The following is a 15838-nucleotide window of genomic DNA, read 5'->3' as shown; positions in this document are numbered from 1 at the left end:
GGCCCGCGATGGGGCGGTGATGGACGTACGCCACCACCGCCCTGTTCAGCGGAGGTCGATGACGTCGGACGGGGACCTGGTGAGGAACGCACGGCGCACGGTCTCGACGCCGGCCGCGGCACCGGTCCGGTCGAGGCCCAGCAGGGCGGCGCCCGCGACCGGTGGAGCGTCGACGACCGCGAGGGCGAACTCCCGCTCCAGTTCCGGCGCGGCCTTCCTCACCGCACTCAGGAGGCGGCCCGCCGGGTCGGCGAACAGGCCGCCGCCCAGCACCAGCGTCCACGGTCCCTCGCCGCCCAGCGTTCGCCGGGCCGCGCGGGCCATGGCCGCGACCTCGGCGGCCAGCTCTCCCACCACCCCGGCCGCGACCGGATCGCCGGCGACCGCCTGGTCCAGGACCACCGGCACCAGGACGCCCAGTGCCTCCTCGGTCAGCGAACCGGCGAGCAGCCTCTCCCCCACCGCGTGGACCGACGGAACGCCCAGCGCCGAGCACACCGCCTCGCGCAGGGGGGTCGACGGGCCGCGGCCGTCCTCGGCGCGGGCGGCGACGCGTACCGTCTCCCGCGCCAGGAAGTCGCCCGCCCCGCTCAGGTCGCCCGTCTGCCAGCCCAGCGACGGGAACTCCCAGGCGACGGAACCCGACCGCGCGACGCCCTTCAGGCCCGCGCCGCACACCACACCGACGGCGGGCGCCTCCGACGAGGCGCCCAGGCGCAGCAGCGCCCACGCGTCGTTGCCGACCTCGACCGACCCGAACACCCCGAGCGAGGCGAGCGCCTCCCGCCGCGCCGACGCCTGCCACGGCACGTCCACCCCGGCCAGGTAGCAGGCGGCGTGCGCGTCCGCCAGGGCCACGCCCGCCGAGGCGGCCGCGGCGTCCGCCAGCCGGGCGATCAGCGCGGCCACGGCCGGCACGTCGAGGGCGCAGCCCGGCCCGCGGACCCAGGACAGGAGCGTCCCGGCGGGATCCACGAGCGCGACGTCGGTCTTGGAGTTGCCGCCGTCGACCGCCAGGACCAGCCGCGTCATCACACGGCCCACGGCAGGTACGCGCGGTTCGCCTCCAGCAGCAGATCGGTGAGCCGGTCGGCGACCGCGTACTGGCCGATGAGCGGGTGGGCCAGCAGCGCGCGGAACACCCGGTCGCGCCCGCCGTGCACGGCGGCCTCCAGCGCCAGGTGCTCGTACGCGGTGACGTTCGCGATCAGCCCGGCCAGCAGGGGCTCGACCGGCGCGGAGGGCAGCGGCACCGGGCCGTCGGCGCCCACGGTCGCGGGCACCTCGATGACGGAGTCCTCCGACAGGAACGGCAGGGTGGCGCCGTTGCGCACGTTGACCACGTGCGCCCGGCCGTCACCGGCGCGCAGCGACGCCATCAGGTCCAGCGCCGCCTCGGAGTAGAACGCGCCGCCCCGGCGCGTCAGCAGCTCCGGCTTGGCGGTCACCGACTCGTCGGCGTACGTGGACAGCAGCCGGCCCTCGATCTCCATGACCTCCTGTGCCCGCACGCCGTTCGCCTGCTGGCCGGCGACCACCTCGTCGTGCGCGTAGTAGTAGTGCAGGTAGTAGGAGGGCACGGTGCCGAGGCGGCGCAGCAGGCCGATCGGCAGGCCCGTCGCCGGCGCGACCTCCTCGCCGTGCTCGCCGAGCAGCCGCGGCAGCACGTCCTCACCGTCGAGCAGCACCCGCCGCTCCCAGGTCAGGTGGTTGAGTCCCACGTGGTCGAGGGCGATGCGCGACGGCTCGACCCCCAGCACCTTGGCGAAGTGCCGCTGGAAGACCATGGCCGAGCTGCACAGGCCGACCACCCGCGTGTGCCCGGCCGTCAGCAGCGCCCGGGTGACGATGCCGACCGGGTTGGTGAAGTCGATCAGCCACGCGTCCGGGTTGACCGCGCGCACCCGCTCGGCGACGTCCAGCATCACCGGCACGGTGCGCAGCGCCTTGGCCAGACCGCCGGCGCCGGTGGTCTCCTGGCCCAGGCAGTCGCAGCGCAGCGGCAGCGTCTCGTCCTGGAGGCGCGCGGCCTGGCCGCCGACGCGCAGCTGCACCAGCACGATCTGGGCGCCCTCGGCCGCCGGGGCGATGTCGGTGTGCGTGGTGACGGCCGCCGGGTGGCCGCCGGCGGACAGCATCCGGCGGCTCATCGCGGCCAGCACGTCGAGCCGCTCGGCCGAGACGTCCTGCAGGGCGATCTCGGTGACGTCGATCCGGTCGCGCAGGCGGACCAGTCCGTCGATCAGCTCGGGCGTGTACGTCGAGCCCCCGCCGACGATGGTGAGCTTCATTCGTCCTCCTCGATGTCGACCACGGCGTTCGCGGCGATCACGCGGGCGTAGTAGCGGGCGCTGTCCTTGACGCGGCGTTCCTGGGTGACGCGGTCGACGTGGACGAGGCCGAAGCGCTGGGAGTACCCCTCGGCCCACTCCAGGTTGTCCAGCAGCGACCAGTGCAGGTACCCGAGCACCCGCGCCCCGTCGTCCATCGCGCGGGCGAGCGCGAGCAGGTGCCGGCGCAGGGCCAGCGCGCGCCCGGTGTCGCGGACGCGCCCGGAGGCGTCCGGCCCGGCGTTCCAGACACCGCCGTTCTCGGTGATCAGCAGCGGAACGGCGTAGTCGCGGCGCAGGCGCACGAGCAGGTCGTAGAAGGCGCCGGGCACGTCCTCCCAGCCCGTCTCGGTGCGCGGGACGCCCTCCTCGGCGCGCTCGACCCGCCACGGCAGCCCGTCCTGCGGCGCGGCGGAGACCCGGCGGCGCGTGTAGTAGTTCACGCCGAGCAGGTCCGAACGGGTGCCGATCACCGGCAGGTCGCCGTCGCGGACGAAGTCCAGCGGGCCGACCAGGCCCTCGAACAGCTCCACCATGTCCCGCGGGTACTCCCCGCGCAGCACCGGGTCGAGGAACCAGCGGTTCGTGTACCCGTCCGAGCCCCACGCCGCCTCGGCATCCGCCGCCGAGGCCCCGTACGTGGGGTACAGGCTCAGCGGGATGCCCGCCCGAGCCTCTGGGCGGCGTTCGCGGATGCGGCCCATCGCCAGGCCGTGGGCGAGCAGCAGGTGGTGCGCGACCAGCACGGACGTACGCAGATCCTGCTCCCCCGGCGCGTGCAGGCCGAGGCGGTAGCCAAGGACCGAGACCACCCACGGCTCGTTCACGGTCAGCCAGGTCCCCACCCGGTCGCCGAACGCGTCGAGGCAGACCTCCGTGTACGCGGCGAACGCCTCCGCCGTCGCGCGGGACGTCCAGCCGCCGCGGTCCTGCAGTGTCTGCGGCAGGTCCCAGTGGTACAGGGTCGGCACCGGCGTGATGCCGCGTTCGAGCAGGCCGTCGATCATCCGGTCGTAGTGCGCGAGGCCGGCCGGGTTGACCCGGCCGGTGCCCGCCGGGACGATCCGCGGCCAGGCGAGGGAGAAGCGGTAGGCGTTCATGCCCAGGCCCGCCATCAGGTCGGCGTCGCCGGGCCAGCGGTGGTAGTGGTCGCAGGCCACCTCACCGGAGTCGATGCCGCGCTCGGCGGCGAAGGTGTCCCAGATCGACGGGGCCCGGCCGTCCTCGGCGACCGCGCCCTCGACCTGGTACGCCGACGTGGCGGCGCCCCACAGGAAATCCGGCGGAAAGCTCACCACTCCGCTCCCGGCAGGTTCAGGGCGGCCTCGCAGCCGAGGAGGAGGACGCCGACGCTCCACGCGTGCGAGAGCGTGAGCAGCATCCCCTTCGCCTGGAAGCACTCCGTCTGGTAGTAGCGTTCGCTGGCCATGCCCTTGTAGGCGTTGAAGTCGCCGTCCTCGCGGGCGATGAACTGCCGGAAGCAGGCGAGGTTCTCCCGGGTCCGCTCCAGGTAGTACGGATCACCGGTCGCCTCGGCCAGCTCGGCCATCTCCGGCAGGCAGATCAGGCCGTACGCGTGCAGGTGCTGGTTGCTCGGCGACGCCTGGTCCGCGCCCCGGCTGCGGAAGCCGTACGCCCCCAGCAGCGTGTGCGGGTCGAAGCGCACGTCGTAGGTGTAGCGGAAGGTCAGCATCCAGTCCGCGGCGCGGCGGGCGAGGTCGCGCCAGCGCGCCTCGCCGGTGACGCGCCACAGCGCCATGTACGCGAGGATCGCGGCGTACCCGTCCTCGGACGTCGGCGCCAGGTCGACGTCCTCGGGCGCGCCGTGCAGGAACTCCTCGTCCACGAAGTGCGCGTAGTGCTCGCCGCCGTGGACCGCCGCCGGCAGGTAGGCCGGGTCGAGGTCGCTCGCCTCGGCGAGCGCGGCCACCCAGGTCAGCCCGGCCGCTCCCTCGCGCGACAGGACCTGCCCGTCCGCGGCGTGCAGCATGCTGCCGAGGTTGCCGTCGGCGTTCTGGCTCTTCACCGCGACGTCCAGGTTGCTCCGCACCGCGCGCTCCCAAGAGTCGTGCGAGACGCCCAGAGTCCGCTCCGCGACGACCGCCCGGTGCAGGAACAGCGTCGCCTCGGCGAGGGTGCGGGCATGCAGGCCGCCGGGCACCGGCGTCCAGCTCCCGACCCAGCCCCGGCTCCCGCTCCACTGGCCCCAGAACGTGCCCGACGGCGCGAGGTTGGCGCAGATGTGGTCGATGACGGCGGCCCCGGCCGTGACCTCCTCGGGCAGCGCCCGGCGGCGGCCGTGCGCCAGCAGCGCGTGCGCGTACGGGATGCCGCTCACCCAGGCGACGTGCATCGCCTCCCGGTCGCCGAGCCCGCGGACGTTGCCGTTGAACTCCCGGTCGAACGCCGCGGTCTCCAGCAGCACGGCCGGATCGGGGCGATAGTGCCAGCGGTGCAGGCCGTGCGCGGCGAGGTCGGCCGCCTCGGACACGCCGACCCAGGGCCGCAGCGGCTCGGTGGCCGTCCGCGCGTGCCGCTCGCGCAACACCGGCGCGTACGCGTGCCGGTCCGCGGGCAGCGGGTAGACGCACAGCTCGACCGTGTGCCGCTCCCCCGGCTGCCACAGGTGGGTCTGCGCCATCGGCGGCAGCGGCACCTTGTCGCCGTAGTAGCTGACCGGCGCCTCGCGGTAGGGGAACTCGGCGTGGAGGGTGGCGGTGCCCGCCTCCCAGGAGAAGCCGATGCCGGTCAGGCCCAGCGAGCCGTCCTCGTCCACGGCCAGCGCGAGCCCGCCTTCGCCGGTCCAGGCGAACACGGCGGGCGTCGCGGCACGGTCGGCGCGGAAGCTCCACGCGGGCGAGACGAACCTTTCGGTGTCGGCCTCCCGCGCGTACCGCGGGTAGAGCCGGTCGTTGCCCTCCGGGCGGTTCTCGCCGTAGAACAGCCCGGGGATCATCCAGTACGGGTCGTCCTCGGCGGGCAGGCTCGCCGACACCCGCAGCCGCGCCTCGGCGGGCTCGGTGCCCCGGTAGGTCGCGGTCACCGTCACGGTGACGCCGCCGGCCGGGGTCGGGTCGGTCGAGCGGTCCAGCTCCACGTCGAACACACCGGGGTCGAGCCCGGTGACGGTCAGGTCCATGTCCGCTCCCCATCGGAGTTCTCGGTCAGCACGCGGGGTTCTCGGTCAGCACGCGGGCGGGAACGTTCCAGCCGTCGAGCAGCACCCGGCGCTCGGCGGGCGGCACGCCGTCCCATCGGCACCGCAGCACGGTCTCCTCGCCCGGCAGCAGGTCCACCGCGTTGTCGTCCCAGCGGGCCCAGCCGGGCCGGTCCGCCGGGCGGCCGTCGAGCAGCCGTACGAACGGCGCGGCCGGGCCGTCCTCGTGCCGCAGCCGCAGCGTCCACTCGTCGCCGGAGGCCGCCAGCCGCACCTCCACGCGGGCCGGCGGGAGGGAGAGCAGCGCTCCGAAGCCGGTGCCGGCGGTGAGCAGGTACCGGTTCCGGTACGTCCGTCCGCCCGCCCGCAGTGCCAGGTCGAGGACGAAGGGCGCGCCCGCCAGCGCGGCCGTGGCGCAGCGGATCTCGCCGCATGGCCGCAGGCCGCCCGCCCCGGCCACGGGCGCGTCCGCCTCGCTCCGCCATGCGGCGGACGCGATCTCCTCGCCGTCCAGGCGCAGCACCCGCGCGGTGACCTCGCCCGGACCGGCCCACACGGTGGCGGTGAACTCCTCGCCGGTCACCCGCGGCGCCGGCAGGGCCGCGCACACGAGCGGCGAGCGGTACGCGCGGCGCACGTAGTGGTAGGCCGCCTTCGGCTCGCCGAAGTAGTCGACCGCCGCCGTGCACCAGCCGTTGGGAAAGGACTCGTTGAGCTGCCACGGCAGCACGCCGCAGCTCCCGGGCCGCCGCCGGTTGGCCTCGACCGCGTACCGCAGGCCGTCGGCCTGGAGGAACTGGCTCGCCCGCGACATGGCGGGCAGGTCACCGATCGCGTCGTCGAAGGCCGCGCGGACCAGGGGCTCGTTGTTCCACCACCGGCCCAGGTGGTCCCAGACCGGGTCGCCGTGCGTGGGCAGCGTCGCGCCGGGCACGACCGAGGCGATCGCGCGTACGTTGCTCATGCCCTCGACACCGAACTCGCTGAGGAGCAGGCCGCGCCCCTCGTCGTAGAGCCGGTAGTGGTCGGCCGGCCCCTGGTGCTCCCACGGGCCGTGCACGTCGTGCTGCTCGGGCGCGGTGCGCACGCTGTCGAGGGTGTTGCCGAACACCGGCCCGAACGGCGAGGTCGGCAGCCACCGCCGGTCCGGGTCCAGGCGCGCCACCACCTCGTGCAGCGCCGCCAGCACCGGGGACTCGCCGTCGGTCAGCGGGACGCCGTCGGCGTTCTGCAGCTCGTTGCCGCCGCACCAGATGGCCAGGCTCGGGTGGTTGCGGCGCGCGGGCACGATCCGCTCGGCCTCGGCCCGCATCCGCGCGACGAACGCCGGATCCGTGCTGGGCACGCTGCTCATCCCGGAGCTGGACTGGGCGAACTCCTGCCACACGAGGATGCCGTACTCGTCGCACAGGTCATAGAACGTCCTGCTCTCGATGAGGCCGCCGCCCCAGACCCGCAGCATCATCACGCCGGCCTCGCGGGCGAGGGTGAGCAGGTGGCGGAGCCGATCCTCGCCGGCCGCCCCGTACATCGCGTCGACCGGCACCCAGTTCCAGCCCAGGATGTCGGCCGGCTCCCCGCCGACCGTCAGCCGGTACGGCAGCGCGCCCGCCGGCCCGGCGGGTTCGCGAACGAAGCCGATGTCGCGGAAGCCCACGCGGACCCGGCGTTCGTCGCCGCGCCGGCCGGACCCGTCGCGGACGGTCGTGTCGAGCGTGTAGAGGTACGGCTCGCCGAAGCCGTTCGGCCGCCACGGGCGCGGCGAGGGCACCTCGAGGACGACCTCGGTGACCGCGCCGGCGAGCGGTACGACGGCCTCGGCGACGACCGCGCCGTCCGCGTCGCGCAGCGCGCAGGCGGCGGTCGCCCCGGTCGTGTCGCCGTCCGCGGTCACCGTGACGGTGAGCCGGTCCGCCGCGGGCCGCGCCCACACGTCCGCGAGACGCACCGCACCGGTGATCCGGAGCCGGGCCGGGCCCCACAGCCCCTGGTGGACCATGCGCGGGCAGAAGTCCCAGCCGTAGCCCATCCGGCCCTTGTGCACGGTCACGGCCTCGGTGTGGCCGACCTGCGGCTCGCTGACCGGAGCCGGGTCGACCACGACCGCCAGGGCGTGCTCGCCGGCGCCGAGCCGCTCCGTCACCTCCGTCACGAGCGGGACGAACGTGCCCTCGTGCGCGGCCACCCGCTCGCCGTCGAGGTGCACGGTGGCGGAGTGGTCGACGCCGTCGAACTCCAGGAACGCGCGCTCGCCCTCCGCCAGGGCGGGCGTGCGCAGCGTCGTCCGGTAGACCCAGGTCCGCTGCGGCACCCACTCCGACAGCAGGCTCTGCCGCCCGACGCGCGGATCGGGCACCTCGCCCGCCGCGAGCAGGTCCGCCAGCACCGAGCCGGGCACCCGCGCGGGCACCCACCGGCCGCCCACGTCGCGGGCGTGCAGCTGGGCGCGGTGGAGCTGCCAGTCGTCGCCGAGGAAGCCGCGCAGGCGCCAGTCCCGGTCGAGGGCGACCACACCGGTCATTCCGTACGGTCCAGGATGGTGTCCTCCGCCCGGTCCTCCGACTCGCTCAGTGGCCGTTCGAGCAGGTCGGTCTCGACCACCGGCAGCCTCCGGTCGTCCGGCACGAACAGCGTCTTGATCTCGTGCGGGTCGAACTCCGCGATCACCGTGCGCCGCAGGAACGGCAGGTGGACCGTTGCGGTCGCCGCCGCGCCGTCCGTCTCGTAGCCGCGCACGATGTGGCCGTCACCGTCCTCGGCCCGCTTGACCACCGTGATCACGACGTTGCCCGCGTCGCTCGCGTCGGCGAAGGACCGGTGCTGGGGCAGCGGGCCGTCGTGGAAGGACTCCAGCAGGGCGACCGGGAGCTGGTCCAGCTCGGCGGCCGCACGCGGCGTGCCGGCCGCGCGCCAGTCGCCGTCGTGCGGCAGCAGCCGGTACGTGAACCGCTGCACGCCCTGGTCCATCGCCTCGAAGTCGCCGTCCTCGGGCAGCGGCTCCGGGGTGTGCCAGGCGTACGGCGGGCTCCGCAGGACGGTGACGCCGATGTCGCCGTCGGACACGTCGCCGCCGTACTTGGCGTCGTTGAGCACCGAAAGCCCGGCCGGGCCGGCGGGCGTCTCCCCCGACACGTCCACCCAGGTGTGGCTCACCGTCTCGTGGCCGTCCGGCACGCGCTCCAGGTGGCCGTACGGGATGGCGTGCGTCGCGGTGACGCCGGTCAGCGCGGTCGGGAAGCGCAGCTTGAGCATCCGCAGCCGCTCGTGCCAGTCGACGGTCACCCGGACCTCCAGGTGCCGCGCGCCCGCGACCAGCACGTAGTCCTCGCGCATCGTCGAGGAGCCGTACGCGCTGTCGACCCGCACCACGTGGCGCACCGGGCCGGACTCGACCACGCGGACCGACGTCGGGGTGAACCGGCCGATCACGTCGCGGTAGGACACGACGCTGTGGCCCCAGGTGTCGGTCGGGTCGTCCAGGACGGCCGCGTGCGCCGCCCGCGCCGCCTCGCCGTCGATGAGGTCGACGCCGCTCGCCTTGTGCACGAGGCTCGACAGCCAGCCGGTCTCCGGGTCGATCTCGGCCCGCAGGTGCTCGTTCTCCAGGACGGTGCCGCGCTCGGCGACCGGGCCGCTCACCGGGTCGGCGTACAGCCGGTAGAGCCGGTAGCCGAGCGGCGGCAGCTCCACCGGCACCACGAGCACCCGCCGCCCGCCGCAGACCGTGGACGAGCGCGCCGGCTGGACGGGCACGCGCCGGTCCGCGTCGTCGACGGCGACGATCGCGCCACGGCCGAGCTGGGCGCCGAACTCCACCTCGACCGTGGTCGCCACCGGCCAGGGGTGCGGGTTGAACACCGCCAGCGGCGCCATGCCCTCCTCGGGCGCGACGGCGATCTGGCGGCTGATGCTCTGGATCGCCCGGTTCTGCAGGCGCGCCGCGATCGAGCGGGCCTCGCCGAGCTGGTCGCGTGCGTCGTCGTACGCGCTGGGCAGCGCCGTGCCGGCCGCGGTGTCGTGGAAGTGGTTGAGCAGCACCTGCCGCCAGGCCGTCTCGAACTCCCCGGTGACCGGCGGCATCGCCGCCACCTCTCCGGCGATCGCCGCCCACTTCTCCGCGGCGGCGAGCGCGTGCTCGGTGGTGCGGATCAGCTTCTTGATCCCCGAGTGCGCCGAGTAGCAGCCGACTCCGTGCGGCTGGATCTCGCCGGTGTACTCCGGCAGGTCGCCGTCCCTGGCGTCGTCGAAGAACGCGCCGACCGTGGAGAAGATCATCCGCGGGAACTGGTCGCTGCCGTTCAGCTCGACGATGCTGTCGATGTTGGCCCGGGTCGGGCCGCCGCCGTGGTTGCCGACGCCGTAGAAGCACATCAGCGGCTCGGTCGTGTGCGGGAGCTGGGCCAGGGCCTTGCCGACGTGCGTGCCCAGGTGCCCGGCCGGGCTGCAGTACTCGTGCGGGATCCGGTAGGTCAGCACCCGGGAGCCGTCCGCCGACCGCCACCAGAACGTCGGGCCGGGCAGCTCGGCCTCGTGCGGCTGCGGCCGCATGAAGGCGTAGCTCTCCATGCCGGACTTGCTGAGCAGCTGCGGGATCACGGCGTTCTGCCCGAACGGGTCGACGTTGCAGCCGACCGAGGCCATCCGGCCGAACCGGTCCGCCAGGAACCGCTGGGAGTACAGCGCGTGCCGCACGAACCCCTCGCCGCCCGGGATGTTGCAGTCCGGCTCGACCCACCAGCCGCCGACGATCTCGAACCGGCCCGCGTGCACCTGCTCGCGCAGCGCGTCGAACAGCTCCGGGTCGTGCTCCTCGATCCACGCCAGGTACCCGATGGAGTCGCAGGTGAAGACGAAGTCGGGGTACTCGGCGATGCGGTCGAGGGCGGCGCGGAACGTCGCGCGCGCCTCCTGGAAGCCCTCCTGCCACGGCCACAGCCACACCGCGTCGATGTGCGCGTTTCCGATCATGTGGAGGGGCCCGCGGGTGGCCCGTCCGATCGGGGGCGCCGGGTGGGAGGTGGACGCCGTACGCGGCCGGGGGTCCGGTTTCGCGCTGATCATGGTGAAGCGGGGGTTCCTTCCGATGGTGGGGGTGCCGGTCCGTGACGAGAACGGCTACGAGGACTCGGCGGCCCAGCGGTCGATGTGCTCGCTGAGCAGGTGCAACAGCAGGACGTGCGCCTCCTGGACGCGTGCCGTACGGGCCGAGGCGACGGCGAGGACCCGGTCGGCGTGCTCGGCCGCCGGTCCGCCGCCGCTGTCCGCGTGCCCGGTGAGCAGCACGGTCAGCGCGCCGGCCTTGCGGCCCGCGGCGAGCCCGGCGACGACGTTGGGGGAACGCCCGCTCGTGGTGAACCCGACGACGACGTCGTCCGGGCCGGCCAGCGCCGTGACCTGGCGGGCGAAGACGTCGTCGAAGGAGTAGTCGTTGCCGATGCAGGTCGACACGGTCGGGTCGGTGGACAGCGCCACGGCGGCGAGCGGCCGGCGCTCGCGGCAGTACCGGCCGATGAGCTCACCCGCGAGGTGCTGGGCGTCGGCGGCCGAACCTCCGTTGCCGAAGGAGTAGACGACGCCGCCGCGGGCCAGGCGCGCGATCACCTCCTCCCCGAGCGACTCGACCTCGGGCACGAGGCCGCGGACCGACTCGATTACGGCGAGGTGCTCGTCGAGGTACTCGGCGAGCGCGGGCTGGTCGGTCATGGGGACGAGACCTCCTTCGTCGGGGGAAGACGGTGACTTCGGTTCCCTCGCTCCGCGAGGTCATGGGTCCTTCCTCCGCCGTCGAGGTGGAGGAACGCCGACGCGGCCGCGCCGACCACGCCGACGGTGTCGCCGTGCGCGGACAGCTCGACGCGGGCGGCGGCGCCGGCCGGCCGCATGGCCTGGGACAGCGCCGCGCGGCGCACCGGCAGCAGGAGGGCGTCGCCGGCGCGGGTGACGCCGCCGCCCAGGACGACGAGCTCGGGCTCGATCACGTTGATCATCACCGCGAGGGCCCGGCCCAGTGCTGCGGTGGTCTCGTCCCAGACGTGCCGGGCGAGGGCGTCGCCCCGGCCGGCGTGCGCGGAGACGGTCTCGGCGGTCACCACCGGGACCTCCCGCATGGAGGACGCCTCACCGGTGGCGAGCGCCTCGTTCGCGCGCCGGGCGATCGAGGTGCCCGAGGCGTACGCCTCGATGCAGCCGCGCTGGCCGCAGCCGCAGAGGCGGCCGTTCCAGTCGATGACGACGTGCCCGAACTCCCCGCCGTTGCCGGCCGCGCCGCGGTACAGCCGGCCGTCGAGGATGACGCCGCCGCCCACCCCGGTTGAGACGGTCAGGTAGAGCATCTGGCGCACGTCGCCCCAGCGCCCGTAGTGGTACTCGCCGAGCGCGGCGGCGGTGGCGTCGTTCTCCAGGAACGACGGCCGGCCGTACGCGGCGTCGACCAGGTCGACGATGGGCACGTCGTCCCAGCCCGGCAGGCCGGGCGGGCCCTGCACCCGGCCGGTGACCGGGTCGAGCGGGCCGCCGCAGCCGATGCCGACCGCGGCCATGTCCTCGGCCCGGTGGCCGGCCTCGGCCAGGGCGTCCCGGCCGAGGTCGAGGAGACGTTTGACGGTCGTGTCCGGGCCCTCCTCGACCCGCGTCGGCGTCCGTACGAACGACCGTACGTCGCCGGCCCGGCCCACGACGCCGGCGGCCAGTTTGGTGCCGCCGATGTCGAGGGCGAGTACGTGATCCCCGAATGTCACGTGTCAGCCCTTCCGGCCCGTGGTGGCGATGCCCTCGATGATGTGCCGCTGGGCGAAGGCGAAGATCACGATCATGGGTATGGTCGCGATCAGGCTCGCCGCCGAGATGATCTCCCAGTGGTGTTCGCCGCCGTTGCCGAACGTGTCGATGATCGACTTCAGGCCGCGGGGCATCGTGAACAGCGAGGTGTTCTGCAGGTAGATGAGTGGCTTGAGCAGGTCGTTCCAGCTCGCCTGGATCTCGAAGATGAACACGATCGCCAGTGCCGGCCGCGCCAGCGGCAGGGCGATGCGCCAGAACAACCCGAAGAAACTGCACCCGTCGACGCGCGCCGCCTCGAACAGCTCCCGTGGCAGCGACAGGAAGAACTGCCGCAGCAGGAAGATGTAGAACGCCGAACCGAAGATGTTCTGCGCCCACAGCGGGACCTGCGTGCCGGTCAGGCCCACCTTGTTCCAGATCAGGTAGACCGGGATCATCGTGACCGCCTGCGGCAGCATCATCGTGGCCAGCACCAGGCCGAACAGGATGTTGCGGCCGGGGAACCGGAAGTAGGCGAAGCCGAACGCCACGACGGCGCTGCTGATCGTGACCGTGGTGGCGGCGGCGACGCCCACCACCGCGCTGTTGATCAGCCAGTTCACCATGTTGCCGTAGTGCCAGACGTCGGCGAAGTTGGCGAAGCGCCAGTGGTGCGGGATCAGCGCGTTGTCGAACACGTCGGTGCGCGGCTTGAACGACGCGCTGATCAGCCACAGGAACGGATAGGTGAACAGCACGCTCGCGAGCCCGAGCACCACCAGGTACGGCGCGCGCTTCCACACGGGAGGGCGGTCGCGCCGGCCGGCGCCCGGCGGCGCCGTCCTGGCCTTGCGGGTGGCCGGGCCCTCGGCCGCGGGCGTCGCGGTCAGGCCGGCGGGAGAAGCGGCCATCAGTCCCTCTCCCCCTCGTAGTAGACGAACCGGCGCGAGACCCGCACCTGGATCGCGGTGATGATCATGATCACGATGAACAGCAGCCAGGCGAGCGCGGAGGCGTAGCCCATGTGCAGGAAGCCGAAGCCCTGCTGGAACAGGTAGATGACGTAGAACAGCGCCGCGTCGTTGGAGTAGGTGCTGTTCTGCTGGCCGCCGAAGAACATCGTGTACGCCTGGTCGAACATCTGCAGCGCCGAGATGGTCTGCACGATCAGCGTGAAGAACAGCGCGCCGCTGATCATCGGCAGCGTGATCTTGCGGAACCGCATCCACGCTCCCGCGCCGTCGAGCGAGGCGGCCTCGTACAGGTCCTTGGGCACCTGACGCAGCGCGGCGAGGTAGATGACGACCATGCCGCCGACACCCCACAGCATCGTCAGGGCCAGGCCCGGCTTGACCCACGCGGTGTCGGTCGTCCAGTTGGGCCCGTTGATCCCGACCAGGTGCAGCGTGCGGTTCAGCAGACCCTGGTTGCCGTTGAGCAGCAGCAGGAACAGCGCGCCCGCGGCGACCGGCGGCGTCATCACCGGCAGGTAGAACACGGTGCGGAAGAACCCTGACGCGCGTCCGACCCGGTTCAGGACCATCGCCAGGGCCAGCGCCACGACCATCGCGGCCGGCACGTAGATGACCGCGTAGACGAGCGTGTTGGCGAGCGCCTTGCCGACCTTCGGGTCCGAGAACATCTGCCGGTAGTTCGCCCACCCCACGTTGTGGGGCGAGCTGATGGCGTTGTAGTCGGTGAACGACAGCACGAGGCTGGCGATCATCGGGCCCAGCGTGAACACGAGAAAGCCGACGATCCAGATGCCGATGAAGCCGTACGCGGCGCGCGCCTCCCGGCTCCGGGTGCCCTTCCTCTTCTTCTGCCGCACACGGGTCGCGGCGGTGGTGACGGCCGCCATCACTTCACCGCGCTGAACGCCTTAGCGGCCTCCGACTGTGCCTGTTTCATGGCGGCGTCGGGCTTCTGCTGGCCGGACAGCGCGCGGTTCACCGCGTCCGTCCACGCCGTCTTGATCTCGCTGCCCGCCTTGGACGGCGCGATGCTGAAGGCGTACTCGGTGGAGGCGTAGTAGTTCTGGATGGCCTTGTCGAAGCCGGTGTCGCCGGGCTTGACGTACTTGGCCTTGATCTGCGCGTCGGCGGTGGGGTTGCCGGTCCACAGGCCGGTGAAGATGGACTTGTTCTTCTCCACCGTCGCCTCGCGCGCGGCGCCGGCCTTGATCCACGTGTCGGTGGCGGTCATGGTCTTCATCCAGTTGACCGCGGCGGCCGGGTTCTTGGAGCCCTTCGGCAGGCACCACGCGCTGCCGTTGGAGAAGCTGATCGGCTTGCCCTGGCGGTCGGTGAAGGGAATCGATTCCAGGTTCAGCTTCGGCGTCGCCTGGACGAGGACGTTGACGTACCAGCCCTCCCACGGGAACGCGCCGGCCTGGTCCTTCTGGAACTCGTTCTTGGCCCCGAACAGGTCCCAGGTGTCGCGGAAGGCCTTGAACTTCGACCAGCCGCCCTGCTCGTCGATGAGGCTGAGCGCGAACGTCAGCGCCTCGATGATCTTGGGGTCGTCGAGCTTCGGCGAGCCGTCGGGGTTGATCAGCTCGGCGCCGTTGGCCTTGGCCCACAGGGGCAGGAACTCCGGCAGCTTGGGGTCGAACCCGATGCGGGAGATCTTGCCGCCGTTCGCCTTGTAGAGCTTGACGGTGTTGGTGTGCAGCTTGTCCCAGTCGCTGGTCGCGAGGTCGGCCGCGGTCAGGCCGGCGGACTGAAGCGCCTTGCCGCTCATGAGGATGTTGCGGGTGTCGTAGAACTCCGGGACGCCGTAGACCTTCCCGTCGATCGTCACCTCGCGCACGGCCGCGGGCCGGTAGAGGCTGGTCTTGAGCCCGGCCTTGTCGAGGTGGTCGTCCAGGGGCTGGACGGCGCCCTTGGCGGCGTACGTGCCGACGAGGTCCCGGTCGAGGTACACGATGTCCGGCGGGTTGCCGCTCGCGACCGCGGACAGGAACTGCTGCGGGTCGAAGTCGCCTTCGTTGATGTTGACCTGGACCTTCGGGTACGCGCTCTTGAACGCGTCGATGCGCGCCTGGGCGACGTCGTCGGGCTTGCCCATGCCCTGGATCGAGATCGCTCCGGTGTCGCCCTTGGACGCACCGCCACCGCCGCTCGTGCTCTTGCCGCCGACACCGCCACAGGCGCTCGTGACGGCGCCGAGTGCGAGCGCGCCCGCCGAGCCGGTGAGAAAACCGCGTCGGGTGATCATTGCTCACTCCTCACAACCAGGCGAATGTCCGGGCCAGGCGTGAAGAGTACGCGGTGACCTGCGGTTTCCGGTGAACTCGGGCACTGCGGGCGCGTGGGGGACCGGCCCGGACATTGAATGTGGCATCGTTACCACAGTGCGGCCGACCATATTTTCGGCCCGCAGTCGCTGTCAAGACCATGTTTCGGACGGATTAACGCGCCATTCTTGCCCGTGCCACACGCGCCTCAGGGCCACCGACGCCACCGTCCGCCCGGCCCGACCGCGCGACCGTGCCGCTCAGGGGGTGCGGCCCGGCCTCCGGCCGGAGCGTCCACCGGGCTCGTCCGGCCGCTTCCATCGCCGTCCCGGCGAGATGCCGCCAGGACACGTC

At 72.9% G+C, this 15838-nt stretch carries 11 protein-coding genes; all 11 read right to left on the bottom strand.

The genetic code is table 11. The features are described from left to right. Positions 1-45: 45 nt before the first annotated feature. From QSK37_RS35800 to QSK37_RS35750, 11 genes are read right to left on the bottom strand one after another with little or no spacing between them, the layout of a single operon-like run. Positions 46-1032, bottom strand: coding sequence for an N-acetylglucosamine kinase (locus QSK37_RS35800; RefSeq protein ID WP_285629800.1), 987 nt, complete (start codon positions 1030-1032; stop codon positions 46-48). Further along, entirely contained in the window at positions 1032-2291 is a 1260-nt protein-coding gene (locus tag QSK37_RS35795; protein ID WP_285629798.1) for a 6-phospho-beta-glucosidase, read from the bottom strand. Before QSK37_RS35795 ends, QSK37_RS35800 begins: the two co-directional genes overlap by 1 nt. Further along, complete coding sequence (locus QSK37_RS35790; RefSeq protein ID WP_349498017.1) at positions 2288-3625, bottom strand: GH1 family beta-glucosidase; 1338 nt, start codon at positions 3623-3625, stop codon at positions 2288-2290. Before QSK37_RS35790 ends, QSK37_RS35795 begins: the two co-directional genes overlap by 4 nt. Next, the gene (locus QSK37_RS35785) at positions 3622-5469 is read right to left on the bottom strand and encodes a YyaL domain-containing protein (protein ID WP_285629794.1); all 1848 of its coding nucleotides are present in this window, start codon (positions 5467-5469) and stop codon (positions 3622-3624) included. The genes QSK37_RS35790 and QSK37_RS35785 overlap by 4 nt, the downstream gene beginning before the upstream one ends. A gap of 25 nt (positions 5470-5494) precedes the next feature. Further along, on the bottom strand, positions 5495-8008 hold the full coding sequence (locus QSK37_RS35780; protein WP_285629792.1) for a glycoside hydrolase family 2 protein: 2514 nt from the start codon (positions 8006-8008) through the stop codon (positions 5495-5497). Further along, complete coding sequence (locus tag QSK37_RS35775; RefSeq protein WP_285629790.1) at positions 8005-10548, bottom strand: alpha-mannosidase; 2544 nt, start codon at positions 10546-10548, stop codon at positions 8005-8007. The genes QSK37_RS35780 and QSK37_RS35775 overlap by 4 nt, the downstream gene beginning before the upstream one ends. 54 nt (positions 10549-10602) lie before the next feature. After that, positions 10603-11190: a D-sedoheptulose-7-phosphate isomerase gene (locus QSK37_RS35770; protein ID WP_285629788.1), complete on the bottom strand. Its 588-nt coding sequence runs from the start codon at positions 11188-11190 to the stop codon at positions 10603-10605. After that, positions 11187-12224, bottom strand: a complete 1038-nt coding sequence (locus QSK37_RS35765; protein WP_285629787.1) for an ROK family protein — start codon at positions 12222-12224, stop codon at positions 11187-11189. Before QSK37_RS35765 ends, QSK37_RS35770 begins: the two co-directional genes overlap by 4 nt. A gap of 3 nt (positions 12225-12227) precedes the next feature. Next, positions 12228-13157, bottom strand: coding sequence for a carbohydrate ABC transporter permease (locus QSK37_RS35760; RefSeq protein WP_285583794.1), 930 nt, complete (start codon positions 13155-13157; stop codon positions 12228-12230). Next, positions 13157-14107, bottom strand: coding sequence for a carbohydrate ABC transporter permease (locus QSK37_RS35755; protein ID WP_285629785.1), 951 nt, complete (start codon positions 14105-14107; stop codon positions 13157-13159). Before QSK37_RS35755 ends, QSK37_RS35760 begins: the two co-directional genes overlap by 1 nt. Next, on the bottom strand, positions 14107-15465 hold the full coding sequence (locus tag QSK37_RS35750; protein WP_285629783.1) for an ABC transporter substrate-binding protein: 1359 nt from the start codon (positions 15463-15465) through the stop codon (positions 14107-14109). Before QSK37_RS35750 ends, QSK37_RS35755 begins: the two co-directional genes overlap by 1 nt. Between the last annotated feature and the right edge of the window lie 373 nt (positions 15466-15838).

The organism is Actinoallomurus iriomotensis (assembly GCF_030269445.1).
Classification (GTDB): domain Bacteria; phylum Actinomycetota; class Actinomycetes; order Streptosporangiales; family Streptosporangiaceae; genus Actinoallomurus; species Actinoallomurus iriomotensis.
This window is presented reverse-complemented; position numbering and strand designations above follow the sequence as displayed.